At 63.6% G+C, this 15,171-nt stretch carries 13 protein-coding genes; 1 reads left to right on the forward strand and 12 read right to left on the reverse strand.

Annotated elements, in window-relative coordinates; genetic code table 11:
• Positions 1-28: 28 nt before the first annotated feature.
• From M2368_RS18205 to purU, 10 genes are all read right to left on the reverse strand, one after another.
• On the reverse strand, positions 29-1,477 hold the full coding sequence (locus tag M2368_RS18205; protein WP_498724810.1) for a PepSY-associated TM helix domain-containing protein: 1,449 nt from the start codon (positions 1,475-1,477) through the stop codon (positions 29-31).
• Positions 1,478-1,516: 39 nt separating this feature from the next.
• Positions 1,517-2,719, reverse strand: a complete 1,203-nt coding sequence (locus M2368_RS18210; RefSeq protein WP_498724811.1) for a Dyp-type peroxidase — start codon at positions 2,717-2,719, stop codon at positions 1,517-1,519.
• On the reverse strand, positions 2,719-3,291 hold the full coding sequence (locus M2368_RS18215) for a copper chaperone PCu(A)C (RefSeq protein ID WP_105662334.1): 573 nt from the start codon (positions 3,289-3,291) through the stop codon (positions 2,719-2,721). Before M2368_RS18215 ends, M2368_RS18210 begins: the two co-directional genes overlap by 1 nt.
• Positions 3,292-3,689: 398 nt before the next feature.
• Positions 3,690-4,598 carry a hypothetical protein gene (locus M2368_RS18220; protein WP_146112962.1) on the reverse strand — a complete coding sequence of 303 codons (909 nt, stop codon included), beginning with the start codon at positions 4,596-4,598 and terminating at the stop codon, positions 3,690-3,692.
• A gap of 238 nt (positions 4,599-4,836) precedes the next feature.
• On the reverse strand, positions 4,837-6,060 hold the full coding sequence (locus M2368_RS18225) for an amidohydrolase family protein (protein WP_498724812.1): 1,224 nt from the start codon (positions 6,058-6,060) through the stop codon (positions 4,837-4,839).
• A gap of 148 nt (positions 6,061-6,208) precedes the next feature.
• Positions 6,209-7,276 carry a M14 family zinc carboxypeptidase gene (locus M2368_RS18230; RefSeq protein WP_332488140.1) on the reverse strand — a complete coding sequence of 356 codons (1,068 nt, stop codon included), beginning with the start codon at positions 7,274-7,276 and terminating at the stop codon, positions 6,209-6,211.
• 78 nt (positions 7,277-7,354) lie between these two features.
• A complete protein-coding gene (locus tag M2368_RS18235; RefSeq protein WP_498724813.1) occupies positions 7,355-7,849 on the reverse strand; it encodes a hypothetical protein in 495 nt (164 codons plus the stop codon).
• A complete protein-coding gene (locus tag M2368_RS18240) occupies positions 7,842-9,389 on the reverse strand; it encodes a sodium/proline symporter (protein WP_105658924.1) in 1,548 nt (515 codons plus the stop codon). The genes M2368_RS18235 and M2368_RS18240 overlap by 8 nt, the downstream gene beginning before the upstream one ends.
• Positions 9,386-9,514 carry a hypothetical protein gene (locus M2368_RS18245; RefSeq protein WP_286134668.1) on the reverse strand — a complete coding sequence of 43 codons (129 nt, stop codon included), beginning with the start codon at positions 9,512-9,514 and terminating at the stop codon, positions 9,386-9,388. Before M2368_RS18245 ends, M2368_RS18240 begins: the two co-directional genes overlap by 4 nt.
• 295 nt (positions 9,515-9,809) lie before the next feature.
• Positions 9,810-10,682, reverse strand: a complete 873-nt coding sequence (gene purU / locus M2368_RS18250; RefSeq protein WP_498724814.1) for a formyltetrahydrofolate deformylase — start codon at positions 10,680-10,682, stop codon at positions 9,810-9,812.
• A gap of 450 nt (positions 10,683-11,132) precedes the next feature.
• Here purU and M2368_RS18255 point away from each other — a divergent pair, with 450 nt between their 5' ends.
• Complete coding sequence (locus tag M2368_RS18255) at positions 11,133-11,801, forward strand: GntR family transcriptional regulator (protein ID WP_498724815.1); 669 nt, start codon at positions 11,133-11,135, stop codon at positions 11,799-11,801.
• Between the two features lie 27 nt (positions 11,802-11,828).
• Here M2368_RS18255 and M2368_RS18260 read toward each other — a convergent pair whose 3' ends face one another.
• Together M2368_RS18260 and fdhA are read right to left on the reverse strand one after the other, a co-directional pair.
• Complete coding sequence (locus M2368_RS18260; RefSeq protein ID WP_498724816.1) at positions 11,829-13,700, reverse strand: BCCT family transporter; 1,872 nt, start codon at positions 13,698-13,700, stop codon at positions 11,829-11,831.
• Positions 13,701-13,910: 210 nt separating this feature from the next.
• Complete coding sequence (gene fdhA, locus M2368_RS18265; RefSeq protein WP_498724817.1) at positions 13,911-15,125, reverse strand: formaldehyde dehydrogenase, glutathione-independent; 1,215 nt, start codon at positions 15,123-15,125, stop codon at positions 13,911-13,913.
• Between the last annotated feature and the right edge of the window lie 46 nt (positions 15,126-15,171).

Consider the following 15,171-nt stretch of genomic DNA (forward strand, 5'->3'; position numbering starts at 1 on the left):
CTGCACAAACACCACTGAGGCCAGCTTGCTACTCTGTGGCCGGGCGTTGGCTCCTAGCTCCATGAGTCCAGCCAATGACCAAGTCTGCGAGCAGGAACAGGGCCAGGCTGATCCCCATCAGGGGCAGGAAGACGCCGACGGCAGCTGCAGCCAGCAAGACCAGCAGGTTGCCCCACCACGGGGCGCGGGCTAGGCCGCCACGTGCAGGTGCTTTGCCCACGCGTTGTCCCGGGTTCTTCGTTGGGCGGCGCTTCCACCACATCGCATAGCCCAGCACCACCATGGAGGCGATGGCAGAGGCCACCAGGAACAGCAGGATCTGGTTGGACAGTCCGAACATGGAGCCCATATGGATGTCGATTCCCCATCGCGAGAGTTTCGCTGCGAGGTTGAATTCGCTGAAATCAACGCGGTCAACGACGTCCAGTGTTTGCCCACTGATGGAGACAGCGTCAACTTCGGTCGGGTAGGACCGCTGGATCTCTTGGACCACCCACGCCTTGCCGTCAGCGGCTGGCGGCTTGATCTCAACCAGTCCAGTATTGACATTGACTTCCTTGGCGATCGAGAGCATGGTGTCGAATGCCGCCGGGTTCACCGATTCGCCGGTTGGCGCGGGCGCTGCCCCGTGGTGGTGGGCGTGTTCATCACCTGCGCTGCTCTCCGCGGCAGACAGTTCAGTGTCCACCGAGGGGGTTCCCCAGTTCAGCGCGGCGCGGAGCTCACTGACGTTGGCGCCACCGTAGGTCGACCAGGTGATGCCGGTGGCGGAGAGGAAGAATGCGCCGAGCAAGACCCAGATCCCAAGCGATCCATGCCAGCTGGCCAGGCGCCGGTAGCCCGTTGCCTTGGCAGCGGGGCGGATGAGGTCTTTTTTGCGCTTGGTTTTCCTGATGCGCAGAATCCACAAGGCAAATCCTGCCAGGGCGATCACTCCCAGCCAGGAGGCTGCCAGTTCGCTATACATGCGCCCTGGCTCGCCGAGCTGCAGGTTGCGGTGCAAGTGGTCGATCCACGTTCGCAGGGGCAGCACTCCGCTGGTTCCGTAGGCGGTCAAGTCACCGCGGATTTCAGCGGTGGCCGGGTCGATGAAAATAGCCCTGGTTTCGCTGGCTCCCAGGTTCTCATCCGCATACATCACCCGAGTGGTATCACCGGGGTGTGGTGCCGGTCGAACCGCCACCAGCGCATCACCGCTGCCCATGTAGGTGTTAGCCACCTCTACTTGATCGGCCAGCGGCAAATAGGCGTCGGCTAGCGGCGCGCGCAACTGATCTGCATAGACAGCCTGTTCGATTTGCGGAGTAATTGCATATAAGGCGCCGCTCACGGCGGCGACAAGGATAAACGGGCCGATGAAGATTCCCGCATAGAAGTGCAGCCGTAGCAGCAGCTGGCCGAACCATCCTTTTCTGTTGGGCTTCGAAATCCCGGTCGGCGGCTGGGATTCGGGGGTCGTGGTTTCCAGAAGAGTCATGAGGGATCCTTGGTGGCAAAGCAGGACGAGTATCGGCGGCTAAGCTGCGAAGAGAGTTTCACCGATGAACCCTCCTTCCGCGCAGCCCTGCGGAATCAGGAAGACGGCCGAGCCGATGGGAGTCGTCCACTGGTTCAGCGCATCGAGGTCCGATAGCCGTTGCTGCATCGGGGTGTATTGTTCGGCCACGCTCTTTTGGTAGGACACGAAGATCAGCCCGGAGTTGGAGATCTCGCTCCCGGTAGGCGGCTCGTCGTAGTTATATCCGCGCCGGAAGATCCGCTCGTTCGTGTTCTCGGAACGGGCTCTGCGGATGTGCGCGTGCGCGGCGATGACCGTGAATCCCAGGGCATTGGTCGCTTCGAAATCCGGCTCATCGTGTTCCTTGCTTCCAGTGGTCGGCGCCCCGTTGCCCAGGGTCCGCCCGACACTGAATTCCCGGCCAGAACGGTCCAGCTCATCCCAGGTATCAACATTCATTCGGATGCGCCGGATGACCATCGTGGTGCTCCCATCCGCGTTCCACACCACGGAGTTGAAATCCTCCGAACCTGGAACGGGGTTCACGGTTCCGTCGACTTGTCCGAACAAATTCCGCATCGTGGTGCCGCTGGCTTCGGATCCCCGGGACCGGCGGAACCCGGATTGCACCCATTTCACGGAGGCTAACCGGCGGGCATCCTTGAGCATCATCCGCTGGGCATGCGCAACGGATAATGGATCATCCGAGGCGATATGCAGCAGCAGATCCCCATCGTTCCAGCGCTCTTCGAGCTCGTCGATCTTGAACTCCGGCAGCGGCTGGCTTTCGCCGGCCGAGGAGCCGGCGAGTTCCATGAGCTTCGGACCGAATCCGAAGGTCACCGTGAGCCGTGCGGGAACAGTGCCCAGTTCCGGTTCGGTGTCTGCCAAGGCCGCCTGGCCTTGGGTGAGCCTTGCCGCGTCATCGCTGAGCAGACGGAGCAGGCGTTGCAGGGACTCGTGGTCAAGGCCATCACGCAAGTTCAACGCGACGTAGCTGGCGTGGGCTTGTGGCTCCGTGGTGATTCCTGCCTGGTGTGAGCCGTAGAACGGAATCACGGCTTGTCCGTGCAGCGGCTCCGAGCCGCCGGCCGGCGCTGCGGCACTGGACAGGGAGTCGATCCCCAGAGCTACGATCGCTCCCAGTCCGGCTGCGGCGCCGCCGAACAGAATTCCTCGCCTGCTTGGTCCTTGTTTGGCGGGTGCGTCTACGTGTGGCATTAGTGATCGTGGGCGCTTTCGGATTCGGAGTCGTCCTTGTCCATCTCGCCGTGATCCATGCCCTCGTGCTCGGAGCCGTCATAGTTTTCATTCGCGCCGGCGAAATCCTTCACCGGGGCGATGGTCTCGGAGCTGGTGCCATCGGAGAATTCCAGGCTCATGTTCACGGTGCTGCCGGGCTTGAGCGGTTCGGCGAGGTCCATGAGCATAATGTGGCTTCCCCCTGGTTCAAGATGCAGTTCGCCGTGGGCGGGGATGGTGAATCCGCCAGTTTTTTCACGCATCACCATGGCCCCGGATTCGTTGGCTACCGTTTCATGCAGTTCCAGATCACTGGAGGCCGGGCTCGTGACCGAGGTGATGGTGATGTCCTGGCCTCCGGTGTTTCGAATCGTGCCGAATCCCGCCGACATCCCCTCATCGATAGCCTTCACCCAAGGATCTTTCATGGTGACAGTGGCGCCAGCCGGAGCCGGGTTGCTGTTGGCAGCAGGGGTGCCGGCACAACCTGCTAAGGCGATCAATGCGGCTGCGGATAGGGCGGTGGTGCGCAGGGCAAAAGAGGTTTTCACTGTTAATCCTAGGAAAATGAGGGAAGCACGAATAGCGCGCTCTGAATTATTGCTGCTGTGGTGCCTGCAACCACCGAGGCATGGTGCCGGTGGGCAGGACGCATGGTGCTGGGCACAGCAGAGGAGAAAATAGCCCTGATCGGATAGGGCTTGCGAAGGTGAGGTGCGAAGCTGGGTCGGTTGGCCGCTGAAGTTCTAGCCGGAGCGCGCAATGGAGTCCGGACAGGCAATGCCGATAAACGAACTCAGAAGGATAGGTTCACCGGCATGCTTTCAAGCAAGCCAGTGCGCACGAGCATGGAAACTTGTCCCGGGATGGGGCATGTCAGGGCCCGATTCCGGGGCCTTTGAAAGCAAGAGCGGAAAAGCAGCAGGCCAAATGGACTGCAACTGTTGCCTTACACCTTTGCCAGTGCGGGTGGGCCTCTGCGAACGACAGACGTTGCATACACAGCCACTGTGCAGCCAGGGATATCGCGCGGTGCGGCAGGAACTGGTTGCGGTCGCACTGGTTGAACGGCGAAGTTGACCAGTCGCCAGAAGAGTTTCCAGGTGAACAGGCTAATGATGTCTGAAGCGGCGATGAGTAGCTGCTCGCTACGGTGAAGCACCAGAACTGTTGCGAACCCAGCAAGGAAGTGAGCAAGCAGCATGGTGCCATCGCCGTGAATTGCCATGGCGGTACTTGCCGAGCCGGTCGCATCGACCGCCAGGGACATCCCATGATGTGCGTGGATGCCTTGCCCTGCGGATGAAAGAGCGGAATGCCCGGCTCCCATGGAGAACAGGAGATGGAAAAGCACCTGGCTGAACCCCACCATGATGGACAACCGCCAGAAGGTGAACCGCTTGCTGCTGAGCAAGATGCAGACCATGAGCGACAGAGACAGCGGGAGAGCGACGTTCAGGATGTCCGGTATGGCTCCGCCCGCAAGCACGTGGGAAGCCAGAGAAACAAACGTCGCGAAGAACGCGGCGGCGGTGCCTCTGAGAGCACGTGATGAGCGGGAGGTCTTTTGCACACCACCAGTATTACAGATCGGTGACTGTATTTCGACAACGTGTAAAACTGAAGGCGGGATCGTTTGGCCATTCAATGCCGGGCGGTTACGTGGATCGCCTCGGGTTTCATGGTGCTTTCCACTGGGTAAATGGATAGCGGGCCCAATCTGCGCACCGGAAAGCAAGATCCGCGCAGCGCCATGGCGCTGAGGAATGCCCACGCCGCTCCCCGCTGCATGCGTCAATCGGCGGTGGACATTGGCAAGGTAGCCCTGCATCGCTGGGTTCTCCCTGTCCAGATCCATGCTGGAGGCCTCAGGGCGAATTCGCCGCCGACGAGCTCACCGGGACCAAAGTTCGGAGGAGAATTGGGAGCGGCTCGAGATCCCGGCCAGGCTGCAGCGCAGCCAGTTCCGCGTCCTATCGAAGCCCGCCGTGGACTCTCTGGTGCGTTCCGCAATATTGAATGCACTGGTGCACTGTTGGAATGCAACTACGCTGTTGAGTTGCGCCGACAAGTTCCACGCGAACACCTGCTCGATTTCAGTAGGGCTCGCTTACCGAGAGCACTTTCAACCCCTCGGCCACCACCCGCCCGTCGTGGATGACGGTGCGGTCAGTGCCCCGGTCCATCACGGTGGAGGCAATGCTCTCGCCATCCACCAGCACCAGATCGGCCCGGTCCCCCACGGCCACCCCTGGGCGGTCGGCCACCGAAACCAGGCGCGGCACCGAGCGGTCCATGATCGAGGCACCGCCCATGGTGGCCACGGCCAGCGCATGCCCGATCAGTTCGTCCTGGCGGAACCCGTTGACGAAAGCCAACTGCCAGGTCCGGTCCAGCAGATCGCAGTTCCCGTAGGGGCTCCAGTAGTCGCGCTGCCCGTCCTCCCCCAGGCCGAATCGCACCCCGGCTCCAACCAGGTCCACCAGCGGCAGATGATTGGAGGTGCTGGGCGCAACGGAGGTCAGCGAGATGTCCAGCTCGGCGAAGGTGTCGATCAGCCGGCGGCTGGCAGCCTCGCTGACGCTGCCCAGCTCGTAGGCATGGGACAGGTTGACCCGGCCCTGCATGCCCAGCGCCCGGGTGCGTTCGGCAATCAGCTCTGCCGAGAAGACGGCGAGCGCACCGGGCTCGTGCAGGTGCACGTCGATGTCCACCTGGTATTTATCGGCCAGCCCGAACACCACGTCGAGGTGGCGGACCGGGTCGCGGTCCAGTGCGCAGGGGTCGATGCCGCCCATGGCATCGGCGCCGGCTTCCAGCGCATCCTCGAGGTGCTTGACGGTACCCGGCTCGCGCAGGATCCCTGCCTGCGGGAAGACCATGATCTGCACCTCGGCCTCGTTGGCGAACTTCTTTTTCGCGGCCACCACGGCCTCGTATTTCTCCAGCTTGGAATCCACATCCACCTGGGCGAAGGAACGCACCCGCGTGGTGCCGCGGGCGATCATCCGTTCCAGGGTTCCGGCCACGCGCTCGGGCAATCCGATTTCGGCATCCCGCCAGTTCTCCCGGTCATTGCACATCATGCCCCACACCCCCGGGCGTCCGGTGTGCTCGCGGAAAGGCAGTCCGATGCGCGTGGAATCCAGGTGCACATGCACGTCGGAGAAGGAGGGGAGAAGGATGCGCCCGCGGCCATCGACGTCCGCCAGGTTGCGCACCTGCTGCGGGTCGTGCACGGAGATCGCTGAAATCTTGCCGTCGCCAATCAGGATGTCGCTGGGCGGACCGCCCCAGGGGCGGGCATTGCGGATGAGCATGGTTCAGCTTCCTTGCCGGTATGGACAGTGCTAGTAGAAACGTACCGCATGCGCCCCTAGGGCCAGCAGCGCTTCGGGCCGAGCGCGGTTCTCCTGCTCCAGGCAGGACAATGGCGGGCCCTTGCGGGCCCGCCATCAACTGGATCGGCTATTCGTCAGCCTCTTCTCCGGGCAACGTCGACTGCTCCGGCAGGCTGTCCCAGAAGGAGGTATCCATGGTTTCCACGGAGCCATCGGCTACCGCCTTGATGGTGCTCTCCAGGGTCAGGATGGTCTGCTGGCGCAAGTAGCCATTGGATTTCTGTCCCAGGACATAATCCGGGTTGCTGTGATCGCTCATGCCGCGCATTTCGAAGAGCAAGGTGGAAATGCCGTATTCGGCCGCGATGCCATTGCGCGCAATGGTGTTGGCGGTCCCGCCCACGTACTTGCCCAAGTGGCCCCAGCCGGTCCGGTCGACATTCTGGTAGACCACTGCGCCCAGGCGCTTGGAACCCTCGCGGACTTCCTCAGGCACGTCCGGGGTCGTCGGGTAGAGGATCGAGCCGGACACCAGCTTGCCGTCCACCGCCGAGCGGGTGCCCTGATGGTGCAGGTCGATCATGTAGTCGATGCCGTAGGCGGAGAGCACATTGTTGTGCAGCGCCTGGATTTCCGGTTGCGTCTTGGCCACGTGGTCCCGGTTGATGTCCACGTTGTTGGCGTTGTAGCGGGTCAGGTGCCGGTCCCCCGAGGCGATGTAGTCATCGAGCGGGAAGTCCACATCGCCCATGGCGCCATCCGGGTTCAGCATCGGCACCACCAGGATGTTGACGTCCTTGAGCACCTCCTTCATCCGCCCCGAGCCCAGGTGCTTGATCACTTCCAGGGTCCCCTCGGTGGTCAGCTGCTCGTTGCCGTGCTGCTGGGTGAGGAACATGATCGTGGGATTTTCCGGGTTAGAAAGGTACTTGGCCAGGAACAGATCGCGTCCCTTGGCGGATTGGCCGATGACTTCCAGTTCCATCGCCGATTGCTTGGCATCCTGCTTGCGCAGTTCGGCGGCCATCGACTCGTGCGTATGCAAGATCGAGGTGTTGATGGTTTCATTTCCGGCGTAGTCCGGCCCGTTGCCTACGGCATTGGCCGGGACAAGCCCCAAGCCGAGGAACAGTGCCGAGCCGGCAACGATGCAGGAGCCCTTCTTCAGCAACTGAGCGGGGAACTGCTTTGGCATATTCTTCATTGAATCTCCGATGTCTTCCTGTGATGGGATGGATCTTGGTCATTGCGCCGTCCTCCGGCGTTTCCAGTCTCAGCTGCCGATGATGAAGTAGCCGCCGTTCAGTCCGTCCACCATGACGCGGTAGGACTTTTTCTCCAGGCTCGCTTCGATCATCCAGTTGGGTTTCCAGACCTTTGCGACACTGCTCTTTTCCCGGACCCCGCCGCGCCAGGCCAGCCGGGCCCGGCGCAGCGCCGCGGTGGACAGCAGGGCCTTGGCCCGCCGGCGTGCGGTGTCGAAATCGATGGTGTTCCACTGCGGATCAGCCACCCGGTCCAGCACTTGGCCGGTTTCCGCATCTTCGGCCTGCCACGGATCGCAGACGAAGGCCTTGCCCGAGTAGTAGTCCACCAAGGCGTGCGCCTGCCCTGACCGCCCGGCCAGCTGCGGCACCTCGAAGATGAACCCCGCAAAGGGATGATAGCGCAGCTTGGCCGACTCGACTCTCAGCCCTGGCGCCTTGGCGGCAAGGATGCGTTGCGCGTCCTGGTCATCGACCAAGGTTTTCAGCACCAGTTCATTCACCGCGGGCCGCCATTTCCGCCTGGCTGGCCAGCAGTGCATCCTGGCCCATGAGCATCTTCTTCGGGATCGGGCCGATCTTCGCAGTCTCATCCAGGGCACGGCCAATATGCTCCGGCACGGGATGCGACTTCTGGCTGGCCAGGCTGCCGATGACCATGGCCGCGGTGGAGGCCAGGATGCCGGTGACCATCGGATCAATGCCGGTGGCATCCGGCGCGCCGGACACCTGCCAGAGCACCGAGACCAGTGTGCCGGCGGCCATCGAGGAGATCGCGCCAACGGTATTGGCCTTCTTCCACCACACCGCGCAGATATAGGAAGGGACAAAGGCGCTGCCCAGCACGGTCGTTGAGAAGATCACCACGGCGGCCACCGCGGGAGGATCAAAAGCGGCAATGCCATAGCCGATGATGGCCAGGGCCAGCACGGTGATCCGCGAGACCCAGACCATCTGCGCATCGCTCATCTTCTTGTTGATGAACCGGGCGTAGATGTCCTGGCTGGCGATGGTGCCGGCCTGCAGCAGCAGGGCATCGGCGGTGGACATGATGGCTGCCATGATCGCTGCCATGACGATGCCCACGGCGAAGGTCGGCAGCACCGCGTCGGCGACCTCGAAGATCGCGGTTTCCGGGTTGGCCAGGTTGGGCAGCAGGATCAGCGCGAACAGGCCCACCAGGTAGGGGCCGGGGATGAACAGCAGGTTGAATACCAATGAGTAGACCCCTGCGGTACGTGCCACCGAAGGCTTCTTCATGGCCATGTGGCTGACCACCACGTGCGGCCAGCCCATGTAGCCGATGGAGAAGACCAGCAGCGCACCGAGAATGACTCCCCACTGTCCCTGGTAGCCCAGATCCGCTCCCCACATGGTCAGCAGGTTGGGGTTGATCCCGCCCACAGTCTCATTGCCCTTGGTGAAACCGCCCACGGCCATCAGCGTGGCAACCAGGATCCAGACCATGCCGACCACCATGATGATGGCCTGCACGAAGTCGGTGTAGGCCACAGCCAGGTAGCCGCCAAGGAAGGTATAGAGGACAATCACGCCGATGGCGATCGCCAAGGCCACCGGGAAGGAAACCCCAGAGACCATTTCCAATCCGCGGCCGCCGGCGATGAACTGGGCCAGGACGTAGAAGAACATGCAGAACAGCGCAACGGGAGCGGCGATGAGCCGGATCCACTTCGAGGGGTAGCGGTGCTCCAGGTACTCGATGGAGGTGATGGAACCCAGGATCTGGGATAGCTTGCGCATGCGCCGGCCCAGGACCGAGAGGTTCAGGATGCCGCCGCCCAGGTCGCCCAGCGCGTACCACATGCTGAAATAGCCTTGGGTGTAGCCCATGGATCCGGCACCCATGAACATGTAGCCGGACATGGAAGAACTCTGCAGCCGCAGCGCGGTGACGCCGGGGCCGAGGCTGCGTCCGCCGAGCAGGAACCCTTCGGCATCTTGCTTGCCTCGCTTCATCGCCCAGAAGCCGATGGCGGCCATGGCGATGAAATAGATGACCAGGAACAGGATCTCGATGCTCACTGCTGCTCCTTCGCATCCTCGCGCTTCCAGCCGCGGCTGAGCCACAGGAAAACAGCTGTGTAGATCACCCAGAGGGCCGGAACCCCGATGATGACCATGGTCGTGAACGCCGGTAGTCCAAACATCGACACATTCCTTCTGGGAGCCGCTGGTTCTTATTTCATGAGCTGGGTCACAAGCACCCGCTTGATCCATAGCCTTGCATAGCCCCCGTGGCCAAGACAAGGATAATTCCTAGGTTAACTTGGGAAAACTTCCGTGCCCCTGCATTCGACCGCACTGTCTTCCCGGCCTTTGCGCCTCCGGTCGAGCGCCTCCGGGCCCAAACGGCGGGCAACAGCAAAGGCCCCGGCCGGGTTCGGCGGGCATCGTCATATGATGTCCGTAGAATCCCCGCCGGGGCCTTTGGCCCGGAGGGTGCTAGCGCAGCACCACAGTGCGCGAGCCGCTGAGGAAGACCCGGTCTTCGCAGTGCCAGCGCACCGCATCGGACAGGGCTTTGCACTCGGTATCGCGTCCGGCGGCCACCAGGTGCTCGGGCGCGTAGCTGTGGTCCACTTCCTGGACGCGCTGGGTGATGATCGGCCCCTCGTCCAACTCCGAATTCACGTAGTGCGCCGTGGCGCCCACGGTCTTCACCCCGCGTTCGAAGGCCTGGTGGTAGGGCTTGGCCCCCTTGAAAGAGGGCAGGAACGAATGGTGGATGTTGATGGCCCGGCCGGTGAGCTTGCGGGTGAGGTCATCGGAGAGCACCTGCATGTAGCGGGCCAGCACCACCAGATCCACCTCGAAGCGCTCCACCAGGTCCATCAGCTTGGACTCGGCCTCGGGCTTGGTCTCAGGAGTGACAGGAATGTGGAAGAACGGAATCCCGTTCCACTCGACCTGCTGCCGGTGGTCCGGGTGGTTGGAGACTACTGCCGCGATCTCCACCGGCAGCTCCCCCATCCGGGCGCGGAACAGCAGGTCGTGCAGGCAGTGGCCGAACTTGGAGACCATCACCACCACGCGCTTCTTGTTGCCGGCCGGGCGCAAACCCCAGGTCGCCTGGTGCTCATCGGCGAGCTGGCCGAGGCCCGACTCGAGTTCGGCGATCTCGGCGGGGATATCCTCCGCCGCGGCAACCTCGAATTCGATGCGCATGAAGAGCGTCCCGGAAAGCTGGTCGTCATGCTGCTTGAGCTCCCGGATGTCGCCATGGTACTTGAGCAGCAACCCGGTGACCGCATGCACGATGCCCGGGCGCTCGGCGCAGGTGAGGGTCAGGACATACTTGTTGTTCGGTTCGGTCATCGTGCCGCTCCTTGGTTTCGCCGAGATGGCATTAGCTTCGCCATGGCTCGTAGTGGTTTTTCGGGGGATTTTCATGCGGTTGCACCTGGCTTCCGCGCAGTGCTCTGCGCCACGGATTCAAAGCCGTCCGGTCTGAGTTTTCCCAGCGGAACTGCGCGCCGCCCCTGCCTTCGGAAGCAGCTGCGGGCAGACTCGCCAACCTCTGGCCGGATACTGATATATCAATTGATGATCACAATACTATGTGTGCTTCAGCACAGCGTCAACAACTTTTCCGGCGGTTCTTCCTGGCGCCTTTCCCAGCGCCCCCAGTACGGTTTTCCGCTCTGCCGCTGGCCGGCAAGCCAAGGGCTGTTGAGCGCATCGGCACAGTAAAAGCGCCCAAATCGAAGCCGGGGCGATACTCTTTGTGTGTCGGCAATTGATTTTTGAACAGTGATAGAGAGCGATATGCCAAGGCCCACCGAACTGACCAGCGCCGCCACCGAGCAAGGCTCGATGGCTGATCGAGCCTACAACGCATTGCGCGACCGGCTGGTGCTGCTCGAAATCGCTCCGACGCACCCGATCCACGAGCCGCAGCTGGCCGAAGAACTGGGCATTGGGCGCACCCCGATGCGCGAGGCTCTCAAGCGGCTGGAAACCGACCATCTGGTGGTGTCCTATCCGCGCCGCGGCACCTTCGCCACGGCCGTGGATTTCCATGAGCTGAACTACATCTCCGAAATGCGCCAGGTGCTCGAGCCGCTGGCCGCGCGCAACGCGGCCGCGAACAAGGACCCGCAGATCCGCGAGCAGCTGGCCGGCTACCTGCAGCAGATCGATGCCCTGGATCCCGCCCTGGACCAGCGTTCGCTGCTGCTGCTGGATGTGCGCATCCACCGGCTCATCTACAAAGCGGCGGCCAACAAGTACCTGGAGGAAACCCTGGTGCGCCTGGATAATCTGGTGACCCGGATCTGGTGCCTGGTCATCGACCAGATGCCTCCGATCGCAGAGCACATTTCCGAGCATTCGGCCCTGCTGCGCGCCATCCTCGACGGCGACGCGCAGCTGGCAGCGCGGCTGGTCTCCGAGCATGTGGCCCACTTCGAGCAGGCCCTGCGCCGCGCCCCCTAGCTGGATGCCGGGGACGCGAACCGGCCGCTAGCGGCCGGCGCCCTCGGGTTCCAGATCAGTTTCGGGCCGCGGCTGCGGTTCGCGCACCGGGGCTTCCAGCTCCTGGGCCACCGGCTCCGGCCGGTCTCCAGCCGGCAGGCCCGACGCGGCCACAATGGAGTTCTCCCTGGTCATCAGGCTGAACTGCTCGCCTTCGTGGCGGTCGATTCCGTCATCCACCGCCTGCTCCAGCACCTCCATCGCCACCTTGCCGCGCAGCACCAGCGGATCACGGCACAGGTCCTTCCACAGCGCCACGCACAGCAGCAGCATCACCAGCACGAAGGGCAGCGCCGAGACGATGGTGATGTTCTTCAGCCCGTTCAGGGCCGCCGCCGGATGGTCCCCGCCGGCCAGCAGCATGACCGCGGCCACCGCTCCCACCGAGACGCCCCAGAAGACCACCGACTTCTTCGAGGGCTCCTGCGCGCCGCGTTCGCTCAGCGCGCCCATCACGATCGAGGCGGAGTCCGCCCCGGTGACGAAGAAGATGGCAATCAGGACCACGGCCAGAGCCATCAGCGCAATGGAGAACCATTCGGGGAATGGCAGTGCGCCCAGCAGCTCGAAGAGCACCGAGTTGAAGTCGATGTCCGGGGCCCCGTCCACCATCTGGGCCAGCGCCTGGCCCATGTCCCCGTTGCGCTCGGCCCGCTCCTGCAGGCCGATGGCGCCGCCGCCGAAGATGGCGAACCAGAACAGCGTGACGGTGGAAGGTACCAGCAGCACCCCGGTGACGAACTGGCGGATGCTGCGCCCGCGCGAGATCCGCGCGATGAACAGGCCCACGAACGGGGTCCAGGAAACCCACCAGGCCCAGTAGAAGATGGTCCAGGAGGAAAGCCAGGCGGCCATGTCGCCGTCCCCGGAAGCCGCGGTCCGCGAGGCCATTTCCGGCAAGTCAGCGATGAAGGAGCCCACCGCATTGGGAATCACGTTCAGGATGAACAGCGTGGGCCCGCCGATGAACACGATCAGCGCCAGGATCACCGCCAGCACCATGTTGATATTGGACAGCCACTGGATGCCGCGCTCGATTCCGGAGACGGCCGAGGCCACGAACAAGGCGGTGAGCACCGCAATGATCAGTACCAGGACCCCCGAACCCACCGAGGACAGCAGCCCGGCGGACTGGATGCCGCCGCCGATCTGCAGCGCGCCGAGCCCCAGCGAGCAGGCCGAGCCGAAAAGCGTGGCCAGGATAGCCAGGATGTTGATCGTCTTCCCGCCCCAGCCGTGGACGACCCTTTCTCCGAAGATCGAGGTGAACATCGAGGAGAACAGCTGCGGGCGGCCCAGCCGGAAGCTGCCGTAGGCCATGCCCAGCCCGACAATCGCGTACATGGCCCAGGGGAACAGCGTCCAGTGGAACATGGTGGTGCCCATGGCCGTGCCCACCGCGGCCGAGGTCTGCCCGCCCACGGTTTCCGGCGGCGGAGACATGTAGAAGTACAGCGGTTCGCCCACCCCGTAGAAGACCAGCCCGATGCCCATGCCGGTGGCGAACATCATCGAGATCCAGGAAACCGTGCTGAACTGCGGCTTCTCCCCGTCCTTGCCCAGCGGGATGCGCCCGAAGCTCTTGGCCGCGACCACCAGCACGAACAGGGTGAAAACGGTCGCGGCGATCACGAAGATCCAGCCGGTGTTCGTGATGACCCAGTCGAGGGCCTTCCCGGCCGCGGAGCCCAGCCCTTCGGGCGAAGCGAAGCCCCAGGCGATGAACGCCAGGGCGAGGAGTCCGGCAATGCCGAAGACCCAGTAGTCGGTGCCGGAGGACAGGTATCTTCTGGGCCGGCGCCGGCGAGCCGAGTGCAGCTCGCTGACCAGGTCGTTCACGGGTTGCTCAGTGCGTTTCATTTCGGTTTCCTTCAATAAAGGCAATAGGTGGCGGGCCGGCAGGGGAATGCGGGCGCGCCGAATCAGCCGGGGTCCCGGGGTTGCTCGTGAGTGGTGGCCGGGGCCGGCAAATCGGCCGGGCTCAAGAGCCGGCCGGAAGTGCGCCGTGCAGGCCGGGAATTGTTCCCGGCCTGCACGGCGGGCAGCGGTTAAATGCGCGTCAAGCGCGGATCAGGCGCTGATCAGCCCGTGCGGGTCGAGCACGAACTTCTGCGCGGCGCCTTCGTCGAAGGCCGCGTAGCCCTGCGGGGCCCGGCCCAAGCCAATGGCCGTGGCGTTGACGTTCTTGGCAATCGAGACCTTGTCCGAGAGGATCGCCTGCATCAGCCCGCGGTGGTACTTCATCACCGGGCACTGGCCCGTGACGAAGGTGTGGGACTTGGCGAAGCCCAGGCCGAAGCGCATGGACAGCGAACCGACCTTGGCCGCTTCGTCCTCGGCGCCCGGATCCCCGGTGACATAGAGTCCCGGGATGCCCAGGCTGCCGCCGGCACGGGTGATTTCCATCAGCGAATTGAGCACCGTGGCAGGCTGTTCCTTGCCAGCGTCGTGCCCGTGCCCGCGCGCCTCGAAGCCCACCGCGTCGATGCCGCAGTCGACCTCGGGCACGCCCAGGATCTGGGCGATCTGCTCGGCCGGGTCGCCCTGCGAGACGTCCACGGTTTCGCAGCCGAAGCTGCGCGCCTGGGCCAGCCGGTCGGCGTTCAGGTCCCCGACAATCACGGTGGCCGCACCCAGCAGCTGCGCGGAGGTGGCCGCGGCCAGGCCCACCGGGCCGGCGCCGGCGACATAGACGGTCGAGCCGACGGTGACCCCGGCGCCGATGGCTCCGTGGTAGCCGGTCGGGAAGATGTCCGAGAGCATGGCCAGGTCCAGGATCTTCTCCATGGCCTGGTCGCGGTCGGGGAATTTCAGGGCGTTCCAGTCCGCGTAGGGCACCAGCACGTATTCGGCCTGGCCGCCCACCCAGCCGCCCATGTCCACGTAGCCGTAGGCGGAGCCGGGGCGGTCGGGATTGACGTTCAGGCAGATGCCGGTTTGCCCGACCTTGCAGTTGCGGCAGCGGCCGCAGGAGATGTTGAAGGGCACCGAGACGACGTCGCCGACCTTGAGGAATTCCACATCGCGGCCTACTTCCACCACTTCGCCGGTGATCTCGTGGCCCAGCACCAACCCGACGGGGGCGGTGGTGCGGCCGCGGACCATGTGCTGGTCCGAACCGCAGATGTTGGTGGCGATGGTGCGCAGGATGACCCCGTGGTGCACCTGCCGCCCGACGTTTGCCGGGTGGACCCCGGGCCCGTCCTTCAATTCGAATTCGGGGTACGGGGTGTCGATCAGCTCGACCTTGCCTGCCCCGGCGTAGCTTACTGCCAAGTTGCCCATAGCGGACCACTTCCTTGAAATATCAGTTGGATACCAAATCGGATGT

Origin of the sequence: Arthrobacter sp. JUb119, from assembly GCF_024807995.1 — a bacterium.
GTDB lineage: Bacteria > Actinomycetota > Actinomycetes > Actinomycetales > Micrococcaceae > Glutamicibacter.

Excerpts from the sequence above, each read along its gene's own strand:
- M2368_RS18210 (WP_498724811.1), bottom strand. The coding sequence starts at position 2,719 with ATGCCACACGTAGACGCACCCGCCAAACAAGGACCAAGCAGGCGAGGA.
- M2368_RS18245 (WP_286134668.1), bottom strand. The coding sequence starts at position 9,514 with ATGTTTGGACTACCGGCGTTCACGACCATGGTCATCATCGGGGTTCCG.
- M2368_RS18220 (WP_146112962.1), bottom strand. The coding sequence starts at position 4,598 with ATGGATCTGGACAGGGAGAACCCAGCGATGCAGGGCTACCTTGCCAAT.
- M2368_RS18205 (WP_498724810.1), bottom strand. The coding sequence starts at position 1,477 with ATGACTCTTCTGGAAACCACGACCCCCGAATCCCAGCCGCCGACCGGG.
- M2368_RS18260 (WP_498724816.1), bottom strand. The coding sequence starts at position 13,700 with ATGAAACGCACTGAGCAACCCGTGAACGACCTGGTCAGCGAGCTGCAC.
- purU (WP_498724814.1), bottom strand. The coding sequence starts at position 10,682 with ATGACCGAACCGAACAACAAGTATGTCCTGACCCTCACCTGCGCCGAG.
- M2368_RS18225 (WP_498724812.1), bottom strand. The coding sequence starts at position 6,060 with ATGCTCATCCGCAATGCCCGCCCCTGGGGCGGTCCGCCCAGCGACATC.
- M2368_RS18255 (WP_498724815.1), top strand. The coding sequence starts at position 11,133 with ATGCCAAGGCCCACCGAACTGACCAGCGCCGCCACCGAGCAAGGCTCG.
- fdhA (WP_498724817.1), bottom strand. The coding sequence starts at position 15,125 with ATGGGCAACTTGGCAGTAAGCTACGCCGGGGCAGGCAAGGTCGAGCTG.
- M2368_RS18230 (WP_332488140.1), bottom strand. The coding sequence starts at position 7,276 with ATGCCAAAGCAGTTCCCCGCTCAGTTGCTGAAGAAGGGCTCCTGCATC.